This window comes from Hydrogenophaga sp., from assembly GCF_048549895.1.
Lineage (GTDB): Bacteria > Pseudomonadota > Gammaproteobacteria > Burkholderiales > Burkholderiaceae_C > Hydrogenophaga.
In genome coordinates this window covers 71,060-92,265 of record NZ_JBLYYB010000102.1, presented here as the reverse complement: position 1 = coordinate 92,265, position 21,206 = coordinate 71,060, and the positions used below count along the sequence as shown (strand labels likewise).

At 65.1% G+C, this 21,206-nt stretch carries 22 protein-coding genes and 1 pseudogene; 8 read left to right on the top strand and 15 right to left on the bottom strand.

The window, feature by feature from the left end:
* A partial coding sequence (locus ACN4F8_RS10970) for an N-acetylmuramoyl-L-alanine amidase (protein ID WP_419473623.1) occupies positions 1-264 on the top strand: 264 nt, incomplete at its 5' end.
* Between the two features lie 337 nt (positions 265-601).
* On the opposite strand, the gene ACN4F8_RS10965 is transcribed toward ACN4F8_RS10970, so the two are convergent.
* Complete coding sequence (locus ACN4F8_RS10965) at positions 602-775, bottom strand: hypothetical protein (protein WP_419473627.1); 174 nt, start codon at positions 773-775, stop codon at positions 602-604.
* Here ACN4F8_RS10965 and ACN4F8_RS10960 point away from each other — a divergent pair.
* The 3 genes from ACN4F8_RS10960 (at position 708) to ACN4F8_RS10950 (ending at position 5,739) form a co-directional block, all read left to right on the top strand.
* Positions 708-3,626: a ribonucleoside-diphosphate reductase subunit alpha gene (locus ACN4F8_RS10960; protein ID WP_419473622.1), complete on the top strand. Its 2,919-nt coding sequence runs from the start codon at positions 708-710 to the stop codon at positions 3,624-3,626. The genes ACN4F8_RS10965 and ACN4F8_RS10960 overlap by 68 nt on opposite strands.
* 139 nt (positions 3,627-3,765) lie before the next feature.
* Entirely contained in the window at positions 3,766-4,965 is a 1,200-nt protein-coding gene (locus ACN4F8_RS10955; protein ID WP_419473621.1) for a ribonucleotide-diphosphate reductase subunit beta, read from the top strand.
* 225 nt (positions 4,966-5,190) lie between these two features.
* Complete coding sequence (locus ACN4F8_RS10950; protein WP_419473626.1) at positions 5,191-5,739, top strand: histone H1-like DNA-binding protein; 549 nt, start codon at positions 5,191-5,193, stop codon at positions 5,737-5,739.
* A 62-nt stretch (positions 5,740-5,801) separates the two neighbouring features.
* Here ACN4F8_RS10950 and ACN4F8_RS10945 read toward each other — a convergent pair whose 3' ends face one another.
* From ACN4F8_RS10945 to ACN4F8_RS10915, 7 genes are all read right to left on the bottom strand, one after another.
* Complete coding sequence (locus ACN4F8_RS10945; RefSeq protein ID WP_419473620.1) at positions 5,802-6,692, bottom strand: carbohydrate kinase family protein; 891 nt, start codon at positions 6,690-6,692, stop codon at positions 5,802-5,804.
* A gap of 30 nt (positions 6,693-6,722) precedes the next feature.
* Complete coding sequence (locus ACN4F8_RS10940; protein WP_419473619.1) at positions 6,723-7,700, bottom strand: DUF3426 domain-containing protein; 978 nt, start codon at positions 7,698-7,700, stop codon at positions 6,723-6,725.
* A gap of 30 nt (positions 7,701-7,730) precedes the next feature.
* A complete protein-coding gene (prmA, locus tag ACN4F8_RS10935; RefSeq protein ID WP_419473625.1) occupies positions 7,731-8,615 on the bottom strand; it encodes a 50S ribosomal protein L11 methyltransferase in 885 nt (294 codons plus the stop codon).
* Between the two features lie 13 nt (positions 8,616-8,628).
* Positions 8,629-9,978, bottom strand: coding sequence for an acetyl-CoA carboxylase biotin carboxylase subunit (accC, locus tag ACN4F8_RS10930; RefSeq protein ID WP_300653982.1), 1,350 nt, complete (start codon positions 9,976-9,978; stop codon positions 8,629-8,631).
* Between the two features lie 16 nt (positions 9,979-9,994).
* Entirely contained in the window at positions 9,995-10,453 is a 459-nt protein-coding gene (gene accB / locus ACN4F8_RS10925; RefSeq protein ID WP_419473618.1) for an acetyl-CoA carboxylase biotin carboxyl carrier protein, read from the bottom strand.
* 251 nt (positions 10,454-10,704) lie between these two features.
* Positions 10,705-11,232 carry a TlpA family protein disulfide reductase gene (locus tag ACN4F8_RS10920; RefSeq protein WP_419473617.1) on the bottom strand — a complete coding sequence of 176 codons (528 nt, stop codon included), beginning with the start codon at positions 11,230-11,232 and terminating at the stop codon, positions 10,705-10,707.
* Entirely contained in the window at positions 11,229-11,852 is a 624-nt protein-coding gene (locus ACN4F8_RS10915; RefSeq protein WP_419473616.1) for a hypothetical protein, read from the bottom strand. Before ACN4F8_RS10915 ends, ACN4F8_RS10920 begins: the two co-directional genes overlap by 4 nt.
* 89 nt (positions 11,853-11,941) lie before the next feature.
* On the opposite strand from ACN4F8_RS10915, the gene mpl reads away from it, so the two are divergent.
* Entirely contained in the window at positions 11,942-13,327 is a 1,386-nt protein-coding gene (gene mpl / locus ACN4F8_RS10910) for a UDP-N-acetylmuramate:L-alanyl-gamma-D-glutamyl-meso-diaminopimelate ligase (protein WP_419473615.1), read from the top strand.
* A 3-nt stretch (positions 13,328-13,330) separates the two neighbouring features.
* On the opposite strand, the gene ACN4F8_RS10905 is transcribed toward mpl, so the two are convergent.
* From ACN4F8_RS10905 to ruvA, 5 genes are all read right to left on the bottom strand, one after another.
* On the bottom strand, positions 13,331-13,651 hold the full coding sequence (locus ACN4F8_RS10905; RefSeq protein ID WP_419473614.1) for a hypothetical protein: 321 nt from the start codon (positions 13,649-13,651) through the stop codon (positions 13,331-13,333).
* A gap of 73 nt (positions 13,652-13,724) precedes the next feature.
* Positions 13,725-14,858 carry a 3-deoxy-7-phosphoheptulonate synthase gene (locus ACN4F8_RS10900; protein WP_419473613.1) on the bottom strand — a complete coding sequence of 378 codons (1,134 nt, stop codon included), beginning with the start codon at positions 14,856-14,858 and terminating at the stop codon, positions 13,725-13,727.
* A 210-nt stretch (positions 14,859-15,068) separates the two neighbouring features.
* A complete protein-coding gene (locus ACN4F8_RS10895; RefSeq protein WP_419473612.1) occupies positions 15,069-16,088 on the bottom strand; it encodes an SPOR domain-containing protein in 1,020 nt (339 codons plus the stop codon).
* A 13-nt stretch (positions 16,089-16,101) separates the two neighbouring features.
* Positions 16,102-17,160: a Holliday junction branch migration DNA helicase RuvB gene (gene ruvB, locus ACN4F8_RS10890; protein WP_419473611.1), complete on the bottom strand. Its 1,059-nt coding sequence runs from the start codon at positions 17,158-17,160 to the stop codon at positions 16,102-16,104.
* A gap of 3 nt (positions 17,161-17,163) precedes the next feature.
* A complete protein-coding gene (gene ruvA, locus ACN4F8_RS10885) occupies positions 17,164-17,742 on the bottom strand; it encodes a Holliday junction branch migration protein RuvA (RefSeq protein WP_419473610.1) in 579 nt (192 codons plus the stop codon).
* Positions 17,743-17,777: 35 nt separating this feature from the next.
* Here ruvA and ACN4F8_RS10880 point away from each other — a divergent pair, with 35 nt between their 5' ends.
* Genes ACN4F8_RS10880 through ybeY form a run of 3 tightly spaced genes read left to right on the top strand, consistent with a single transcriptional unit; the run spans position 17,778 to position 19,625 of the window.
* Positions 17,778-18,758, top strand: a complete 981-nt coding sequence (locus tag ACN4F8_RS10880) for a PhoH family protein (protein WP_419473609.1) — start codon at positions 17,778-17,780, stop codon at positions 18,756-18,758.
* Between the two features lie 10 nt (positions 18,759-18,768).
* Positions 18,769-19,170, top strand: a complete 402-nt coding sequence (locus tag ACN4F8_RS10875; protein WP_419473608.1) for an MliC family protein — start codon at positions 18,769-18,771, stop codon at positions 19,168-19,170.
* Positions 19,170-19,625, top strand: a complete 456-nt coding sequence (gene ybeY / locus ACN4F8_RS10870; protein WP_419473607.1) for an rRNA maturation RNase YbeY — start codon at positions 19,170-19,172, stop codon at positions 19,623-19,625. The genes ACN4F8_RS10875 and ybeY overlap by 1 nt, the downstream gene beginning before the upstream one ends.
* An 89-nt stretch (positions 19,626-19,714) precedes the next feature.
* Here ybeY and dtd read toward each other — a convergent pair whose 3' ends face one another.
* Together dtd and ACN4F8_RS10860 are read right to left on the bottom strand one after the other, a co-directional pair.
* Complete coding sequence (gene dtd, locus ACN4F8_RS10865) at positions 19,715-20,158, bottom strand: D-aminoacyl-tRNA deacylase (RefSeq protein WP_419473606.1); 444 nt, start codon at positions 20,156-20,158, stop codon at positions 19,715-19,717.
* 82 nt (positions 20,159-20,240) lie between these two features.
* A pseudogene (locus tag ACN4F8_RS10860) lies at positions 20,241-21,160 on the bottom strand (cation diffusion facilitator family transporter).
* Between the last annotated feature and the right edge of the window lie 46 nt (positions 21,161-21,206).

The following is a 21,206-nucleotide window of genomic DNA, read 5'->3' as shown; positions in this document are numbered from 1 at the left end:
GAGGTTGATGCGGGACGAGCAGCGGCAGCGGTTATCGTAGTCGTGCCAGGAGCCGCCGCGCAGTACGACACCCTGAGCCGGTTGTGCCGCCATCTGCAGGAACGTTATCCCGTGGCCCACGTAGCGGGTCACGAGCACATTGCCCCTGGTCGAAAACAAGACCCGGGCCCCGGATTCGACTGGGCACGCTTGCAACAGGTGCTGGCCTGGTCAAGTGCGTATTTCCCCGATGCCGTGACCGGCACGAATCCGCCCACCGCCTGACACGCAAGGTCGGGTGATCGCCCCCGTCGCGGGGCCTCACGCCGTTCGCGGCACACGGGGGCAAATCGCGCTGCAATGCCCGCCGTTGCTGCTCCCAAGCGGCAACACCCAGATTTTTCGGGCACTCCAGGCCGCCCCGTGACGGCGACACTTGGGGGCGACGAGGTTCCTTCCAAAACCGCCTGAACCCCATGCCGGCTGTCGGGGTGGTTTTTTCTGCAAACACTACCCGTAGTGTCTTGAAGACCACCCACACACCAGATATAGTGTGTGCTCTGCGTTTCCAGATTCGACACAGTCCACGTTGTTCCGGCCCGTTTTCACCCCGCTGGGAACTTCAAGTCACCCCGAACAACGCCGCGAACCCGATCTGAAACCAAACGTCTTGCTCCACGACCCCGCGCCTTGCGAGCAGGCCCATCACAACAAATGAAAGAGGAACCATGCTGACCGCTTCCCCCACCCCCGCCACACCATCCGCCTCCCAGAAGCAGCCCATGGGTTCATCCACGTCGACCTCCACCACCGCGACCAGTTCGGTGTTCGCCCAGTACCAGATCATCCGCCGCAACGGCGCGGTGGTCTCGTTCGAACCCAGCAAGATCGCCGTGGCCATGATGAAAGCCTTCCTGGCTGTGCACGGCACCCAGGGCGCGGCCTCGGCCAGCGTGCGCGAGACGGTGGACGAGCTCACCGGCGCGGTGGTCAAGGCGCTGATGCGTTCGCGTCCCGGTGGCGGCACCTTCCACATTGAAGACGTGCAAGATCAGGTTGAACTCGGCCTCATGCGCAGCAGCCACCACGAAGTCGCCCGCGCCTATGTGCTGTACCGCGAGCGCCGCACACAAGAGCGCGCCCACCAAGCCGAAGTGGCCAAACCGGCGGAAGCCACGCTGCACGTGATCGACGGTGGCCAGCGCGTGCCGCTGGATTTGCAGCGCCTGCAGTCACTGATCGCCGACGCGTGCAGCGGTCTGGGCAAGGACATCCACGCCGACCCGATCGTGGCCGAGACCAAGCGCAACCTGTACGACGGCGTGCCGATCGAAGAGGTCTACAAGGCGTCCATCCTGGCTGCGCGCACGCTGATCGAAAAAGACCCCGACTACACCTACGCCACCGCGCGCCTGCTGCTGCACACCATCGTCAAGGAAGTCATGGGCGAAGAAGTGCCCTCCTCCGAGATGGGCGCGCGCTATGCCGACTACTTCCCGCAATTCATCAAGAAGGGCGTGGACAACGACCTGCTCGACGAGCGCCTGCTGCAGTTCGATCTGGCCCGCCTGGGCGCTGCGCTCAAGCCCGAGCGCGACCTGCAGTTCGACTACCTCGGCCTGCAGACCCTGTACGACCGCTACTTCCTGCACGTGCGCAAGACCCGCATCGAACTGCCCCAGTCCTTCTTCATGCGCGTGGCCATGGGCCTGTCGCTGAACGAGATTGACCGCGAAGCCCGCGCCATCGAGTTCTACGAAGTGCTCTCTTCGTTCGACTTCATGTCGTCCACCCCCACGCTGTTCAACAGCGGCACGCTGCGCTCACAACTCTCCAGCTGCTACCTGACCACCGTGCCCGACGACCTCGACGGCATCTACGAGTCGATCAAGGAAAACGCGCTGCTCTCCAAGTTCGCCGGCGGCCTGGGCAACGACTGGACCCGCGTGCGCGCCCTGGGCAGCCACATCAAGGGCACCAACGGCGAATCGCAAGGTGTGGTGCCGTTCCTGAAAGTGGTCAACGACACCGCCGTGGCGGTGAACCAGGGCGGCAAGCGCAAGGGCGCCGTCTGCACCTACCTGGAAACCTGGCATCTGGACATTGAAGAATTCCTGGAGCTGCGCAAGAACACCGGCGACGACCGCCGCCGCACGCACGACATGAACACGGCGAACTGGATTCCCGATCTGTTCATGAAGCGCGTGATGGAAAAAGGCGAGTGGAGCCTGTTCTCGCCCAACAGCGTGCCCGACCTGCACGACCTGTTCGGTGCCGACTTCGAGAAGGCCTACGTGGCCTACGAAGAAAAAGCGGCGCGCGGCGAGATCAAGCCTTACCGCAAGGTGCCCGCCACCGACATGTGGCGCAAGATGCTGTCGATGTTGTTCGAGACCGGCCACCCCTGGATCACGTTCAAGGACGCCTGCAACGTGCGCAGCCCGCAGCAACACGCCGGCGTGGTGCACAGCTCCAACCTCTGCACCGAGATCACGCTCAACACCAGCGACACCGAAACCGCGGTGTGCAACCTGGGCTCGATCAACCTGCTGCAGCACTTGAAGGATGGTCAGATGGACCACGAGAAGCTGCAGAAGACGATCAAGACCGCGATGCGCATGCTCGACAACGTGATCGACATCAACTACTACGCCGTCAAGAAGGCGCGCGACTTCAACATGCGCCACCGCCCAGTGGGTCTGGGCGTCATGGGCTTCCAGGACGCGCTGTACGAACTGCGCATTCCCTACGCTTCCAGCGAAGCGGTGGAGTTCGCCGACCGCTCGATGGAAGCCGTCTGCTACTACGCCTACTGGGCCTCCACCGAACTCGCTCGCGAGCGCGGCCGCTACGCCAGCTACAAAGGCTCGCTGTGGGACCAGGGCATCCTGCCGCCCGACACGCTGGACCTGCTGTCGCGCGAGCGCGGTGGTTATGTGGACGTGGACCGCTCGGTCAGCATGAACTGGGACGCACTGCGTCAGAAGATCGCCACCGACGGCATGCGCAACTCCAACTGCGTGGCCATCGCTCCCACCGCAACCATCTCCAACATCATCGGCGTGGACGCATCCATCGAACCTTGCTTCGGCAACCTGTCGGTGAAGTCCAACCTGTCGGGTGAGTTCACCGTCATCAACGGCTACCTGGTGAAAGACCTCAAGCGCCTGGGCCTGTGGGACGACGTGATGGTCATGGACCTCAAACACTTCGACGGTTCGCTGCGTCCGATCGACCGCGTGCCGCAAGAAGTGAAGGCGCTCTACGCCACCGCATTTGAAGTGGAACCGCTGTGGCTGGTGGAAGCTGCCGCGCGCCGCCAGAAGTGGATCGACCAGGCGCAGAGCCTGAACATCTACATGGCCGGCGCATCGGGCAAGAAGCTCGACGACACCTACAAGCTCGCGTGGCTGCGTGGTCTCAAGACCACCTATTACCTGCGCACGACCTCGGCCACACAAGCCGAAAAATCCACCGGCCGCACGGGCCAACTCAACGCGGTTTCACTGGACGCGACCACCGCCGGCATGGCCGCCACCACCGCTGCGAATGCAGCTGCGGCATCGAGCGCAGCGTTGTCCGAAGCACCCGCCACCGACATCAAGTTCTGCGCGATCGACGACCCCGGTTGCGAAGCGTGTCAGTAAATGAGCGAGACGCTTTGATGTGTGCTGTGTTCATCGAGATGCAATCGATGCAACACAGCAACACAAACACAGCGCATCACGCAAGAGCACTTTGCAATTCATGCAGACACTTTGATAATCCGAGGAATTGGAAACACCTATGTTGACCTGGGACGATCACACCACGCCCTCCACGAAGCCAGCGAACAACCCCATGCCCTCCAGCATGCAGGGTCTGCAAGCCTCACTGTCGAGTGAGCGCACCGCCTCCTCCGCTTCCCTCGCTCCCTCTTTTTCGTCGAACGTTGCGCCAGCGAAGGCGCCAGTTGCAGCCACCGCAGGCCATCGCGTCAACGCTGCCGACAAACGCATCATCAACGGCCAGACCGACGTCAACCAGCTGGTGCCGTTCAAGTACAAGTGGGCATGGGAAAAATACCTCGCCACTTGCGCCAACCACTGGATGCCGCAGGAAGTGAACATGAGCCGCGACATCGCGCTCTGGAAAGATCCCAACGGCCTGACCGACGACGAGCGCCGCATCGTCAAGCGCAACCTCGGCTTCTTCGTCACCGCCGACTCGCTCGCCGCCAACAACATCGTGCTGGGCACCTACCGCCACATCACCGCGCCCGAGTGCCGCCAGTTCCTGCTGCGCCAGGCCTTTGAAGAAGCGATCCACACGCACGCCTACCAGTACATCGTGGAGTCGCTGGGTCTGGACGAGTCCGAGATCTTCAACGCCTACAACGAAGTCCAGTCGATCCGCGACAAGGATGAGTTCCTGATCCCCTTCATCGAAGCGATCATGGACCCGAACTTCCACACCGGCACGCCCGAAACCGACCAGCGCCTGCTCAAGAGCCTGATCGTCTTCGCCTGCCTCATGGAAGGCCTGTTCTTCTATGTCGGCTTCACGCAGATCCTCGCACTGGGCCGCCAGAACAAGATGACCGGTGCCGCCGAGCAGTACCAGTACATCCTGCGCGACGAGTCCATGCACTGCAACTTCGGCATCGATCTGATCAACGCGATCAAGATGGAAAACCCGATGCTGTGGACGGCCGAATTCAAGGAAGAGATCAAGCAGCTGTTCCTCAAGGCCGTCGAACTCGAGTACCGCTACGCCGAAGACACCATGCCGCGCGGCGTGCTCGGCATGAATGCGTCCATGTTCAAAGGCTACCTGCGCTACATCGCCAACCGGCGCGCCACGCAGATCGGCCTGGAGCCCATGTTTCCGAACGAAGAGAACCCGTTCCCCTGGATGAGCGAGATGATCGACCTCAAGAAGGAACGCAATTTCTTCGAAACCCGCGTGATCGAATACCAGACGGGCGGCGCCCTGTCCTGGGACTGACGCCACCGCCGGGGTCGCACTGCCCAATTGAACCCATCTCACATGCGTTTCGACATTTCAAAACCTTGCTGCGGGCACCTCGGTGTCGGGAGCAGGGTTTTGTCACAGGATTCAACACCTTGGGGCCAGCCGTGGATGCATCCACACGGCTCCAGCGCGTTGAATCACTTCACCGGCACAGTGACCGGATGAAGTGCTCTTTGCAACTTGATCAAGGAGAAAACAATGGCAACTGCGAAAAAAGCCCCGGCTAAAAAAGCTGTGGCGAAAAAGGCCGCCCCGGCCAAAAAAGTCGCTGCGAAGAAAGCAGCTCCTGCGAAGAAGGCCGCCCCGGCCAAGAAAGTTGTCGCGAAGAAAGCTGCACCGGCCAAAAAGCCAGCAGCGAAGAAAGCGGCTCCTGCGAAGAAGGCTGCACCGGCAAAGAAAGTCGCTGCGAAAAAAGCTGCACCGGCCAAAAAGCCAGCAGCGAAGAAGCCAGCGGTGAAGAAGGCTGCACCGGCGAAGAAAGCCGCAGCCAAGAAGCCAGCAGCGAAGAAAGCGGCGCCTGCGAAGAAGGCTGCACCAGCGAAGAAAGCTGCTGCCAAAAAGCCTGCTGCCAAAAAAGCAGCGCCTGCGAAGAAAGCAGCTCCGGCCAAGAAGGCCGCTGTCGCGAAGGCAGCCCCAGCAAAAAAAGCTGAGCCGGCCAAGAAGCCGGCGGCCCCTGCTGCTCCTGCGGCTCAAACGAAGCTCAACCCTCAGGCTGCCTGGCCGTTTCCTACGTCCAGCAAGCCCTGAAGTCGTCCTTGCGATGACTTGGCAAGCCCGGCGCGAAAGCGTCGGGCTTTTTCATGCCCGCTTCAGACCGATGGAGCGGTGTAGTTCTGACCACCACGGGTCGCGATCTTCGCAGCGCCCATGCGGTTACCAAGATCGACGCAGCGCGCCAGCGACCAGCCTTGCTCCAGCCCGTGCAGCAGCGCCGCGCGGAACGCATCACCGCAACCGGTGGGGTCCACCACCTTGGTTGCCTTCACTCCCGGCACCAGGGTCTTCTGACCCCCTTCCCACACTTCGCAGCCGTGCTCGGCCAGCGTGACGATGAGGCCGCGCACGCGCGATGCGATGTCCTCAAACGACCAGCCGGTGCGGTCGGACAACATCTTGCCTTCGTAGTCGTTCACCGTGATCCAGGTGGCCAGTTCGATGAACTGCTTGAGTTCCTCACCGTTGAACATGGGCAGCCCCTGGCCCGGATCAAACACGAACGGCACACCGGCTGCGCGCAGCTGCTTCGCGTGGGTGAGCATCGCGTCGCGCCCGTCGGGCGAGATGATGGCCACTGCAATGTCCGTGCGCGCGGGTACCGGGTTGTCGTGCGCCATCGACATGGCGCCTGGGTGGAACGCGGTGATCTGGTTGTTGTCGCGGTCGGTCATGATCATGGCCTGCGCGGTGTAGCTCTCGGTCGCGCTGTTCACATGCGCGGTGTCCACACCCAGCGAACGCAGGCGCTCCAGGTACTCCTGACCATCGTTACCCAACGTGGCCAGGGGCACGGCGTGCGCACCCAGTTGCCGCAGACCGTAAGCGATGTTGCCGGCGCAACCGCCGTACTCGCGGCGCAGGGCTGGCACCAGAAACGACACGTTGAGGATGTGCAGCTGGCTGGGCAGGATCTGCTCGGCGAAGCGGCCTTCAAATGTCATGATGGTGTCGAAGGCCAGCGATCCGCAAACAAGAATGGGCATGGTGAGGTCGATCCGAAAGGTTGGGAAAAATCAGGGGTAGAAAACCAGGGCACGGTAGCCTGCCATCGGTGTGGCCTCACCCACCGAGAGCGAGAGGCGAAAGCTCACGGTCAAGGAACTTTGCGCAGGCATCACGGCGGGCGCATCGGGCCACTCTTCGGGCAGGAACACGCGGCGCGAAATGACTTCGTCACGCGTGTCGGTCAGGCTCAGCTCAAGGGCCGGGAGAGCCAGCGCCATGTCGGCGGTGTTCTTGAGCACAAGATCGAACGAATGGAAATTGCCGAGCCGGCGCACCAGCGCGGAACTGTCGATCACGATGGCGTCGATGTTGCGCACCGGACCAACAGCACATCCGATCGGCGCGCAAACCCGCTGCAGCAACGGCAACAGATCGGGTCTCCAGGCAGCGATCCGATCCCGCTCATGCAGCGCCCACTGGGAAATGAGCAAAGCAGCCAGCAGCAGCGCCAGAAACGACAGCCCCAAACGCACACCGCGCGACTGCCAGAACGCGCGCCGCTGCGCCTGGCGCACGAAACCGGGCACCGCCTCGGGAGCCTCGCTCTCACCGGTTTCGGTGTCGGCGCTTGCGAGGGTCGGCGCAGGCGGCTTGACGCTGGCCTCGGATGCCGTCGCCACAGCAGCCTCGGCTTCAGCCGTTGCCTTGGCCGCTGCAAAACGCTGGAGTTCGGTGCTGAAATCCACCTCAGCTGAGGCGTCTGCGGGGGGGTCGTCCGGCAGCATCGCAGGCGGTCTGGTGACGAGTTCGTCCTCGTGGGGATCGCTGGCCGTGGTGAGCTCGACCTGCGGCACCTGGAATTCAGTCGGGTCAGGCAATGACCCGGCGGGCGCCGGGGTACCCGGCACCCAGGGCTCCAGGTAGAGGGTGGCATCGAACACATCGGCGCAGTGGCCACAACGCACCCAGCCCTCGGAGATCTTCAGTTGATCGGCAACGATCCTGAAGGTCGTTCCGCAAGCCGGGCAACGGGTGGTGAAACTCATGCGCCGATTATCGGGGCGCTGTGCGGCGGCTCAGGCCTTGACCGCGGTCATGAGGATCCAGCCCTCTTCTTCGTCGCTGACCTGCAACGCCACCCAGGGCGCGTAGGCCTCGATCAACTCATCTGCCTGGCGCGCGAGGATGCCCGCGAGCACCAGGTGGCCGCCCGAGCGCACGTGCGAGCACAGCAGCGGCGCGAGCACCTTCAACGGTGTGGCCAGGATGTTGGCCAGCACCAGGTCGTGTTCACCCTGGGCGATGTCGGGCAGGCCTTCGCTCAGCGTGACGTGGTTGGCCGAGGCGTTGAGCCGGGTCGACTCCACGGCAGCCGGGTCGATGTCCACCGCCACGATTTCGCGCGCGCCGAACTTGGCCGCGCCGATGGCGAGGATGCCGGAGCCACAACCGTAGTCGAGCACACGCGAACCCACCGGTGGGTGCTGCGCCGTCCAGCGAAGACACATGCGGGTGGTGGGGTGCGTGCCGGTGCCGAACGCCAGACCCGGGTCGAGCCGGATGACCTGCTCGGCGGCTTCGGGTGGCTCGTGCCAGCTCGGCACGATCCAGAACGTGGGTGTGATCTCCACCGGGGTGAACTGCGACTGCGTCAGCCGCACCCAGTCCTGCTCGGGCACGGCCTGCACACCCAGCACCGCGCAACCTTCAAAAAAATCCTGCAGCTTGAGCAGATCGGCCGCCTCGCGCGCCGCCGATTCGGATGCAAACAGCGCCACCACGCGCGAACGCTGCCAGCCCTCTTTGGGCGGCGGCATGCCGGGTTCACCAAACAAGGCCTGCTCGGCGTCGGTCATGGCGTCGGCGTCTTCCACCGAGGTGCTCAGGGCATCCAGGGCGTCCAGCGCTTCGCTCACGGATTCAACCGAGGCCTCTGGCACCATGAGCACCAGCTCGAACAAGGAAGACATCGGTTCAGCGCTCTCGCTGGGAGAGCCACTCTTCCAGGTAGTGGATGTTGGTGCCGCCGGCGACAAAACTCGCATCCACCATCAGCTCGCGGTGCAGCGGGATGTTGGTCTTGATGCCTTCGATCACCGTCTCCGCCAGCGCCGTGCGCATGCGGGCCAGCGCCTGCTCACGCGTGTCCCCGTGCACGATGATCTTGCCGATCATGGAGTCGTAGTTCGGTGGCACGAAGTAGTTGGTGTAGGCGTGCGAGTCCACGCGCACACCCGGGCCGCCCGGTGCGTGCCAGGTCGTGATGCGACCGGGCGAGGGCGTGAACTTGTAGGCGTCTTCTGCGTTGATGCGGCACTCGATGGCATGGCCGCGCAGCTGAACCTGGCGCTGCGTGAAGGGCAGCTTTTCGCCGGCTGCCACCGCGATCTGCGTGCGCACGATGTCCACACCCGAAATCCACTCGGTCACCGGGTGCTCCACCTGCACGCGGGTGTTCATCTCGATGAAATAGAACTCACCGTTCTCGAACAAAAACTCGAAAGTGCCCGCTCCGCGGTAACCAATCTTCTTGCAGGCGGTGGCGCATCGCTCGCCGATCTTCTCGATCAGGCGGCGCGGGATGCCCGGCGCCGGCGCTTCTTCGATCACCTTCTGGTGGCGGCGCTGCATGGAGCAGTCGCGCTCGCCCAGGTACACCGCGTTGCGGTGCGTGTCGGCCAGGATCTGGATCTCGATGTGGCGTGGGTTCTGGAGAAACTTCTCCATGTACACCTCGGCGTTGCCGAACGCTGCACCGGCTTCGGCCTTGGTGGTCTGCACCGCGTGCAACAGCGCCGCTTCGGTGTGCACCACACGCATGCCGCGCCCACCACCACCACCGGCGGCCTTGATGATCACCGGGTAACCCACCGCCTTGGCGGTGCGCTTGATGACCACCGGATCGTCGGGCAGAGCGCCCTCGGACCCCGGCACGCAGGGCACGCCCGCGCGGATCATGGCCTGCTTGGCCGACACCTTGTCGCCCATGAGGCGGATGGAATCGGGCGAGGGGCCAATGAAGGTGAAGCCGCTTTTTTCCACGCGTTCGGCGAAGTCGGCGTTTTCCGACAGAAAGCCGTAGCCAGGGTGGATGGCTTCGGCGTCGGTCACCTCGGCGGCCGAGATGATGGCCGGCATGTTGAGGTAGCTGTGGGTGCTCGACGCCGGGCCGATACAGACGGCCTCGTCGGCCAGGCGCACGTACTTGGCGTCGCGGTCGGCCTCGGAATACACCATCACGGCCTTGATGCCCATTTCGCGGCAGGCGCGCTGCACGCGCAATGCGATCTCTCCGCGGTTGGCGATCAGGATTTTCTTGAACATGGGCTCGGGGCCTTCTTTATTCGATCACGTACAAGGGCTGGCCGTACTCGACGGCCTGGCCGTTGTCCACCAGGATCTTGGTCACGGTGCCGGACTTGTCGGCTTCGATCTCGTTGAGGATCTTCATGGCCTCGACGATGCAGATCGTCTCGCCTTCCTTGATCGTGTCGCCGATCTCCACGAAGGGCTTGGCGCCCGGGCTGGAGGCGCGGTAGAAGGTACCGACCATGGGGGACTTGACCGTGTGGCCCACTGGCTCGGCAGGTGCTGCCGCCACTGCGGGCGCCGCTTCCACCGCCGGCACCACCGCAGGCGCCACGGGCGCCGGCGCCATGCTGTAGGTCACCGGGGCTGCGGCGGACACCGGTGCGCTCTTGACGATGCGGACCTTGCCCTCGGCTTCGGTGATCTCCAGCTCCGACACGTTTGATTCGGACACGAGGTCGATCAGCGTCTTCAGTTTTCTCAAATCCATGATTTCTCCAACGAAAAGCGGCTAATTTGTTCTAAGTTCGAGCAACTTCAAGATTGCCGACCCACCCCCACCGGCCAGGGTGCCGCAGTGTACACGAAGGGTTGTGCGGTAGCACACGCTCGCGCGGACCCGGCTTGCCAGCCCACTGGGCAACGCCCATGGCCGTTTTTGACGACAAAGCTGGAATTTAGCCCTTTATGACCGACCATTCCCGGCAAGGGACCAGCGGTCGAGCAGGCCACCGACGTGCGTCAGCCCAGTTGTGCCCATTGGGCCAGGTCGGCCTCGGAGACCTTGCCGATCTTCCGGTGCAGAACCGCGCCCTCACGCCCGAACACCACCGTGTACGGCAGGCTGCCGCTGGGGTTGCCCAGGCTTTTGCTGAGCTCGGTGCCGGCAAAGCCGGCCATGCCCACGGGGAAATTCAGCGGCAGTTTTTGCAGGAAACGCCTCACCGCGCTGGGCTGGTCCACCGCCAGGCCGAGCACCTGCCAGCCTTGCGGAGCGTTGGCCGTGTTGAAAGCGTTGAGCAAGGGCAGCTCTTCCACACACGGTGGGCACCAGGTGGCCCAGAAGTTCACCAGCAAGGGTTTCCCGCGCATGGCTGTGAGATTCACCGCCTCCCCGTTGGGGCCTTCAAAAGTACCGGCCCAGAAAGCCGCCTCGGCGCCGCTCAACACGGGCTGCGGCGCGATGCGGCGCCAGGACACCCAGGCGCCCGCACTGGCGGCGGCCACCGCGGCCCCGGTCATCAAGAGGGTTCTTCGTTGCAGTTTCATTCGTCCATTCCCGTGGTGTCGGCCTCACCGGCCATGCGCAGCCGCAGCACCGCAGCGTCGCCCCGCGGCTTGCGGCCTTGCGCATCGGGCTTGAGGGCGCCGCGCAGGTCGTCGTGCTCGTGCACCATCAGATGAATGAGCACCCATTGGCCCAGCGCGTCGCAGCGGGTGCGCAAGGTCAGCGCCTCCACCGGCTCACCGCGCCAGCCGTTCACCGTGCCTGGGTGGTACTCCACCCGGTGATCGAGCAAGGCCCATTCGGGTGCCTTGGGGTCGTCGCAAAAGAGCTGCATGTAGAGATCGCTGTGGCGCGTGGCGGTTCCGTGCCAGACCGAGCCGCCCAGGTGCGGGCGAAACGCCTTGAGGCGCTCCATCCACAACAGCGCCAGTTCGCGCAGGGCGAGCAGCTCGCCGGGCTGGGTATCGGCACAGAAGATGTCGATGTGTTCGCGCACCGCAGCTTCCAGCGCGGCGTTGTCGGGCAGGGCTGTGCGCGCCGGCAGACCGAGCTGTTTGACGGCCTGGCGCTTGGCGGCCGCGTACTCCAGGCCGTCTTCGGCCACGAGGCGGGCGGCCACGGCCGCAATTTCACAGGTGATGTCGTCCCGGCTGGCGTCCATCTGGTCGATTGTGCCCGCCCGGGAGATTGAAGCGGCCCGGGACAGGCATACCCGCAAGACCGGGGTGGGCCGCCACCTAGAATCGACCGATGCACATTCACATCCTGGGCATTTGCGGCACCTTCATGGGCGGTCTGGCCGCCCTGGCCCGCGAAGCCGGCCACCGCGTCACCGGCTGCGACGCCGGCGTTTACCCCCCCATGAGCGACCAGCTGCGCGCGCTCGGCATCGACCTGATCGAAGGTTTCGGCGCCGACCAGCTCGCGCTCAAGCCCGACATGTTCGTCGTCGGCAATGTGGTGAGCCGCTCGCGCAAAGCCGACGGCACGCCGAAGTTTCCGCTGATGGAAGCCATCATGGACAGCGGCGCGGCCTACACCAGCGGCCCGCAGTGGCTGGCCGAGCACGTGCTGCAGGGCCGGCATGTGCTGGCCGTGGCCGGCACCCACGGCAAGACCACCACCACCGCCATGCTGACCTGGATTCTGGAGGCCAATGGCTTGCAGCCGGGTTTTTTGGTGGGCGGTGTGCCTTTGAACTTCGGTGTGTCCGCCCGTTTGGGATCGGGCAACACCTTCACCATTGAAGCGGACGAGTACGACACGGCCTTCTTCGACAAGCGCAGCAAATTCGTTCACTACCGCCCGCGCACGGCCATCCTGAACAACCTCGAGTTCGACCACGCCGACATCTTTGACGACTTGGCCGCCATCGAGCGCCAGTTCCACCACCTGATCCGCACCGTGCCGCCCTCAGGCCGGGTGGTGTCCAACGGGCTGGAAGAAAGCCTGGACCGCGTGTTGCACCAGGGCCTGTGGAGCGAGTTGCGCACCTTTGGCGCGGCGGTGAGCGACTTCACCGCTGTGGGTGAGCCTCATGCTTTTGATGTGCTGAACCAGGGTCAACCAGCGGGCCGCGTGGAATGGGCGCTCAGCGGCGTGCACAACCAGCTCAACGCGCTGGCGGCGATTGCAGCGGCCGAACACGTGGGCGTGGCGCCGGCTGATGCGGCGCGGGCGCTGGCCAGCTTTGAGAATGTGCGCCGGCGCATGGAGGTGCGCGGCACGGTGGCGCGCGCGGGTGGCGCCATCACCGTCTACGACGACTTCGCCCACCACCCCACTGCCATCCGCACCACGCTGGACGGTCTGCAGCGCCGCCTGGGCAGTCCACGCGGGCGCATCCTGGCGGTGTTCGAACCGCGCAGCAACACCATGAAGCTGGGCACCATGAAGTCGCAGCTGCCCTGGAGCTTGGAAGCGGCCGACCTCGCGTTCTGCCATTCGGGCGGACTCGACTGGGACGCCGCCGAGGCCCTGGCCCCCATGGGCGCACGCGCCCAGGTGGGCAAGAGCATCAACGAGCTGGTGGCTCAGGTGGTGTCAGCCGCACAGCCCGGCGACCACATCGTCTGCATGAGCAATGGCGGGTTTGGTGGCGTGCACGAGCGTTTGCTGAAAGCGCTCTCGGCTTGAAACCTAGTAGCTGAGTGCCTGCGCGGGCACATCGACGGTGATGACCGGTTTGGCCAGCGCCGCGCTGGCCGCGCGCGCAAACGCCATCGCCCAGGCGCGGTGCGCCTCGTCGCGAAACCGCTCTTCGCCCACGGCCTCGGCCACACCCAGAATCTTGTCGGCCGTGAGCACCTTGCCGGTGGGCCGGATGGGTTCACAGCCGAGGAACGTGAACTGCTCGTCCAGCCAGCTGCGCGCCAGGTCGTGCGGCATGGGCTGCACCTCTTCCAGATCGAAGTGGTAGGTGGCGCGGGCGCCCCAGCTCACGGTGACTTGGCTTCGCATGGTGGATCTCCTGGTGGGCTTCCATTGTGGCCCTCGCCTGTGGCGAGGCACCCCGTGAAAGCCCGCAGCCCGTTCAGGCCTTGGCCTGGCGCGCGGTCTTCACTGCGCTGGACAACACATCAAGTGCCTGCAACGAATCGCCCCAGCCCAGGCAGGCGTCGGTGATGCTCTGGCCGTACTGGAGCGCGCCCACGTCGTCTTTGCCGGGAGTGAACTTCTGCGCGCCGGCTTCAATGTGGCTCTCGATCATCACGCCGAAGATGCTGCGCGAGCCGCCGGTGATCTGGCCGGCGATGTCGCGCGCCACCTCCAGCTGTTTCTCGTGCTGCTTGCTGCTGTTGGCGTGGCTGCAGTCCACCATCAGGCGCGGAGGCAGCTTGGCGGATTCGAGTTCCTTCACCGACGCGGCCACGCTGGCGGCATCAAAGTTGGGCGCCTTGCCGCCGCGCAGGATCACGTGGCAGTCCTTGTTGCCGTTGGTCTGCACGATCGCCACCTGGCCGTTCTTGTGCACCGAGAGGAAGTGGTGACCACGCGAGGCGGCCTGGATCGCGTCGGTCGCGATTTTGATGTTGCCGTCGGTGCCGTTCTTGAAGCCGATGGGGGCCGACAGGCCCGAGGCCAGCTCGCGGTGCACCTGGCTTTCGGTGGTGCGCGCGCCGATGGCACCCCAGGAAATGAGGTCCCCGATGTACTGCGGGGAAATCACGTCGAGGAATTCGCTGCCAGCGGGCAAGCCCAGGCGGTTGATCTCGATCAGCAACTGGCGCGCGATGCGCAGGCCTTCGTCGATGCGGTAGCTCTCGTCGAGGTAGGGGTCGTTGATCAGCCCCTTCCAGCCCACGGTGGTGCGCGGCTTCTCGAAATACACGCGCATCACGATCTCCAGGGTGTCAGCGTACTTTTCGCGCAAGGGCTTGAGGCGGCGCGCATAGTCCACCGCAGCGACCGGGTCGTGAATGGAGCACGGGCCGATGATCACCAACAGGCGGTCGTCCTTGCCGTGCAGGATGTTGTGGATGCGCTGGCGGGTCTGGCTGATCAGCGTCTCCACCGGCGTGCCGCCAATGGGGAAAAAGCGGATCAGGTGTTCAGGGGGAGGCAACACGGTGATGTCCTTGATGCGTTCGTCGTCGGTCTGGCTGGTCTTGTCGATCGAACGGGTGTGCCAGGCGTTGCTGCTGGCGGGGGCATGTTTCGCGGTCATCACGGGACTCCTGGGACTGGTGTTGCGGGTGGGGAAACAAGGTCGAAAAAAAACCGCCGGGCTGAGGGCTCCGGCGGTTTGATCGAGATTCGGTGATGCGCTTACAGCCTCGCCTCTCGTCCGCCAGGGACAGAGAACCAAAAATAAAAGGCAAAGAAGTTACGCGCTTGCATGGGTTGGCAATGTAGCACAGGGCTGCTGATACTGGGCTTACGACCGGAACACCACCGCGTCCAGTCCGAGCGCGCGGATACGGGCGGCTGCGCTGTCGGCCAGGGCACGGCTGGCGAACGGGCCCACCCGCACGCGGGTTCGCTGTCCGTTGGGCGAGTCGACCACCTGTATGTAAGCCGGCAGGCCGGCATCCAGCAGCCGCGTCAGCACACGGTCGGCGTTGCCCGCGTCGGCGAACAGCCCGACATTGATGGCGAAACCTGCGGTGCGAGCCGGCTCCACGGCGGCGGGCTCGGGGGGTGGCACAAGTGCTGGCACAGGCACGGGTTCAGGCACGGGATCGGTCGCAGGTTCTGCAGGGACCGATGGAGACTCTGGCACAGGCGTGGCAGCCGCTTGCGGAACGGCCGGTGAGGGCTCGACAGGTGCGACCACCTCCGGCACCAGCACGATCGGCTCCGCTTGCAATGGCCGGTCGGGCACCCAACGGGACAAGCTCCAGCAAGTGCTGACCGCGGCGATCACCAACACCCCGTTGATCACCACCAGACCCAGCAGGCGCCTGCGGCCGCTGGCGCGCCGTGCGAGGGCGGCACAGGCTTCACGCACTGTCTTGGCCTCGCGCACGGCACGCGTCATGCGTCGGCGCGCGTCGGCGTGCAGCCAGGCGTTTCCATACAGCCCCGGAACCAGGCAACTCAACACACAGATCGCGCCCAGAAATCCCCACTCTGCCAGCGACGGCCTGGCCAGCCAGCCACGCCCCAGTCCCAACACCAGAACCACCAGGCCTTCCACAGCCGCCACGTACACCAGGGCGGTGCCCCAGAGCTGACGGAACACCAGCCAGTTCAGCGTCAGCAGGGCCGCGGCCCAGTTCCAGCTGGGGCCGGCACGGCCGTCCTCGTCGAAGCGCACGAACACCGGCAAGTAGCGGTGGATGTTCACTGGCCCGAGAGCAGCCCGGTACAGCGCGGTGGTGGCGCTCTCCGACGCGTTGTGCACGGCACCCGGCAACGACCCGAGGATGGATGGTTGATCGGGCGGCGTCGTCATGCGCGTCTGGCCTTCAGCTGCCGGGCGCAAACAGCCCGTTGTCCGACACGGGTGGGGCCACGCCCAGGTGCCGGTAGGCCGCCAGCGTGGCGATGCGCCCACGCGGCGTGCGCTGCAAAAAGCCTTGCTGGATCAGGTAAGGCTCGATCACGTCTTCGATCGTGTCGCGCTCCTCGCCGATGCTGGCCGCAATGTTGTCCAGCCCCACCGGCCCACCGTCGAAGCGGTGAATCACGGCCTCCAGCAGCTTGCGGTCCATCAGGTCGAAGCCCTGCGGGTCCACGTCGAGCATGGCGAGCGCGCGGTTGGCAATGTCTTTCGTGATGGTGCCCGTGCCCTTCACCTCGGCGAAGTCGCGAACCCGGCGCAGCAGGCGGTTGGCGATGCGTGGCGTGCCGCGCGAGCGGCGCGCGATCTCGAAGCCCCCTTCTTCGTCCATGGGCGCATTCAACAGGCCGGCGCTGCGCTTGACGATGCGGCCCAGCTCTTCCGAGTTGTAGAACTCCAGCCGCGCCACGATGCCGAAGCGATCGCGCAGCGGGTTGGTGAGCATGCCGGCGCGGGTGGTCGCGCCCACCAGGGTGAAGGGCTGCAGGTCCAGCTTGATGCTGCGTGCCGCTGGGCCTTCGCCGATCATGATGTCGATCTGGTAGTCCTCCAGCGCGGGGTACAGGATTTCCTCGACGACCGGGCTGAGCCGGTGGATCTCGTCGATGAACAGCACGTCGTTGGCTTCGAGGTTGGTCAGCAGCGCGGCGAGGTCCTTGGGCTTTTCCAGCACCGGCCCGCTGGTCTGGCGCAGGTTCACACCGAGTTCCTGCGCAATGATGTGCGAGAGCGTGGTCTTGCCCAGGCCCGGCGGGCCGAACAGCAGCACGTGGTCCAGCGCCTCGTTGCGCTTCTTCGCCGCGCCGATGAAGATTTCGAGCTGCTCGCGCACCTTGACCTGGCCCACGTACTCGTCGAGCAGCTTGGGCCGCAGCGCACGCTCGATCGCCTCTTCCTTGGGCGAAGCCGGCGCTGCAGACACCATGCGCGGCGCGGGGGCGAAGTCGTCGGTCTGGATGCTCATCTTTTATTTGGCCAGTGCTTTGAGCGCCAGCTTGATGCCTTCGCTCACGCCCACGTCAGCAGGCAGAGGCTTCAAGGCGGCAGCGGCGTCCTTGTCGCTGTAGCCCAGCGCCATCAGGGCCTGCTGGATGTCGCTTTGCACGTCGCTCTGGGCCGGGCCGCCGCCAGTGAGGTTGAGGTCGGCACCGAGCTTGCCCTTGAGTTCGAGCAGCAGGCGCTCGGCGGTCTTCTTGCCGATGCCGGGCACCTTGATGATGCGGCCGCTGTCCTGTGCGCTGATGGCCTGGGCCAGGTCGCCCACGCTCATGCCCGAGAGCACCGAGAGTGCGGTGCGCGGGCCCACGCCGCTGATCTTGATGAGCTGGCGAAAAGCCTCACGCTCGGCCGATGTGGCGAAGCCGTAGAGAATCTGGGCGTCCTCGCGCACCACAAAATGGGTGAGCAGGGCCACTTTCTCACCGGTGCCGGGCAGGTTGTAGAACGTGCTCATCGGCACATCGACCTCGTAACCGACGCCGTGGCAGTCCAGCAGGATCTGGGGTGGGTTTTTCTCCAGCAGGGTGCCGGTCAACTTGCCTATCATTGGGCGCTGCTTCCTTGGTTCACTGGATTATCGGCTTGATTCTCAGACACACCTTCTCCCCGCCCGACAACGTCCGCATGGGTCACCTCTGCGGCCCCCTGGACACCCACATCCGCAGCATCGAGGCGGCCTTGAACGTGAAGGTGGCGCACCGTTTCGAGCAGTTCCGCATCGAGGGCACCAAACCCAAGGTGAACCAGGCGCTGGAAACCTTGCAGGCCATGTACGAGATGGCGAAGAAGCCGATTCCGCCCGAGCAGGTGCAGCTCATGCTCAGCGGCGACACCGCGCTGGCCGACCCGGGCGACGGTGCCCTGGCCATGCAGACGCGACGCGGCGAGGTGCGCGGGCGCACGCCCAACCAGGCCCGCTATTTGGAGAACATGGCCACGCACGACATCACCTTCGGCATCGGCCCGGCCGGCACCGGCAAGACGTATCTCGCCGTGGCCTGCGCGGTGGACGCGCTGGAGCGCAGCGCGGTGCAGCGCATCGTGCTCACGCGTCCTGCCGTTGAGGCCGGTGAAAAGCTCGGCTTCCTGCCGGGCGACCTCGGCCAGAAGGTGGACCCATACTTGCGCCCCCTGTACGACGCGCTCTACGACCTGATGGGTGCCGACAAGGTGCAGAAGGCCTTCGAGCGGCAGCAGATTGAAATTGCGCCGCTGGCCTTCATGCGCGGGCGCACGCTCAACCACGCTTTCGTGATCCTGGACGAAGCACAGAACACCACGGTCGAGCAGATGAAGATGTTCCTCACCCGCATCGGCTTCGGCGCCAAGGCCGTGATCACCGGCGACGTGAGCCAGATCGACCTGCCGCGCACCGAACTCAGCGGCCTGATCGACGCCGAGCGGGTGCTCAAGCGTGTGCAGGGCATCGCGATCACGCGCCTGTCCAGCGCCGACGTGGTGCGTCACCCGCTGGTGGCACGCATCGTGGACGCGTACGACGCGCGCACGCCGCACGTGGAAGACGCGGCGCCGGCCAAACGCGCGCGCCGCAAAACCGCCTGAAGACCCCTCCATGCATCCGAGATTCATCACCTCCGTGGTCAGCGGTCTGCTGGCACTGCTGCCGGTGGCCGCACTCGCGCAGGACAGCCCTTCTGCAGCCGCAACCCCCTCCCTGATGTTCAGCAGCCAGGCGGTGCAGTACCGCTGCGACGGCGGCACCGAAATCGAACTGGTCTATCTGAACCTGAGCGGCGGCAATGCCTTTGCCGCCCTGCACTTCAACGGCCGCACGGTGATGCTGCAAGGCCGCCGCGCCACCACCGGCGTGCGCTTCATTGCACTCGACGAACAGAACAGCCTGCGCTGGTACACGCAAGGCATGAAAGGCGAGCTGAGTTTCCTGGCGGCCGACCACACGGCGCAGGAGCAGACGCTGCTGGCCAACTGCTTCGCCCAACCGGCCAAACGCTGATGACCCTGCCCAACCTCACCCTCTCGCTGCAGTTCGGCGACCTGCTGGACGCCGCCACCCACCGCGCCGCGCTGCCGCGCCACACCGTGGTGCGCTGCATCCGCCACGCGCTCGATGCGGACGCCGAGATCACCGTGCGCATCGTCGACGCCGAAGAAGGCCAGGCGCTCAACCGCGACTACCGGGGCAAGGACTACGCCACCAATGTGTTGACCTTCGACTACGCCACCGAACCGATGGTGATGGCCGATCTGGTGCTGTGCGCGCCGGTGGTGGCGCGCGAAGCGGCCGAGCTGAAGAAGCCGCTGGCCGAGCACTACGCGCACCTGCTGGTGCACGGCACGCTGCACGCGCAGGGCTGGGACCACGAGACCAGCGAGGCGGATGCCGAAGAGATGGAAGCGCGTGAGACCCAGATCCTTCGCGGACTCGGCCAGCCGGATCCTTACGCCTGACCGACGCCGTTCGCCCTGAGCCTGTCGAAGGGCTCACGCGGTGCGGATGGGCGAGGGCTTCGACAAGCTCAGCCCGAACGGAAATATTGTCAGGCCCCTATGCGCAGCGGGATGGTCACCGGCCCGTCGTTGACCAGGTGCACTTTCATGTCGGCGCCAAAGCGGCCCGTCTGCACCACCGGGTGCGCAGCGCGCGCCGATTTCACAAACGCGTCGTAAAGCGCCTCGCCCAACGCGGGCGGCGCTGCCCCGGTGAAGCCGGGCCGGTTGCCGCTCTTCATGTCGGCCGCCAGGGTGAACTGGCTCACGATCAACAAGCCGCCTGCGATGTCCTGCACGCTCAGGTTCATCTTGCCGGCGGCATCACTGAAGATGCGCAACTTCAGGATCTTGGCGAGCAGTTTCTCGCCCACGGCCTCGGTGTCGTCGGGCTCGGCGCACAGCAGCACCAGCAGGCCTGGTCCGATGTGCGCCACAACCTCCCCGGCAATCTCGACGCGGGCTTCGCTCACGCGCTGCAGCAGCGAGATCATGACCGCGGCCGCCCGGCCGCCCGAAGGCCGCGGTGCGCCCCCTCGGGGGGCAGCGACACACGCAGTGAGGAGCGTGGGGGCTTCATATCAGATCCTTTTCGTCGTCAATGTGCGCTTCCACATCGCTGGGCAGCAACTGGATGGTTGCGCGCAGCCCCGGCACGGCGCTCATGAGTGAGCGCTCCACCCGGCCGCGCACCGCAGCAGCCTGCCCCACGCCGGCATGTGCATGTGCAGGTCCACGAACCGCCGCTGACCGGCACGGCGCGTGCTCACATGGTCGAAGCGGATGACGCCGGCCCCACCGTTGGCGGCCACACAGGCCTCCAGCGTCTGCTGGATGGCGGCCATCACCTCGGGCTCCACCGCCTCGTCCATCAGCCCCTGCGACGAGCGCCACAGCAGGTGGAAGCCCTCTTTCAGGATGTTGGCCGCCACCCCCATGGCCACCAGCGGGTCGAGCCAGAGCCAGCCGGTGAAGTGCACCAGCGCAATGCCCACCACCACGCCCACCGATGTCCACACGTCCGTCACAAGGTGTTTGGCGTCGGCCTCGAGCGCGATCGACCGGTGCTCCTTCGCGGCGCGAAACATGACCCAGGCCAGCAAGCCGTTGAGCGCAGAACTCAGCACCGACAGCGCCAGACCCCAGCCCACCTGCTCGATCGGCTGCGGATCGAACAGCCGGTGCCCGGCAACCCAGATGATGCCCAGCGCCGCGGCGATGATGAGGATGCCCTCAAACCCCGACGAGAAGTACTCGGCCTTGTGGTGGCCATAGGGGTGATCCTCGTCGGCCGGGCGTGCCGCGATCGTCACCATCACCAGGCCGAAGATCGCGCTGGCCAGGTTCACCAGCGACTCCATCGCGTCCGACAACAGCCCCACCGAATCGGTGATGAGCCAGGCGCCCGTCTTGAGGGCGATGGTCATCAGGGCCACCACCACCGAGGCCATGAGCAGGCGTTGGGGTGTGAGCAGTCGGGCGTGGGCGGGGGTCATGCCGTGATTGTCTTCCACCACCTGGAAGGAAATGTCTCGTTGGCGT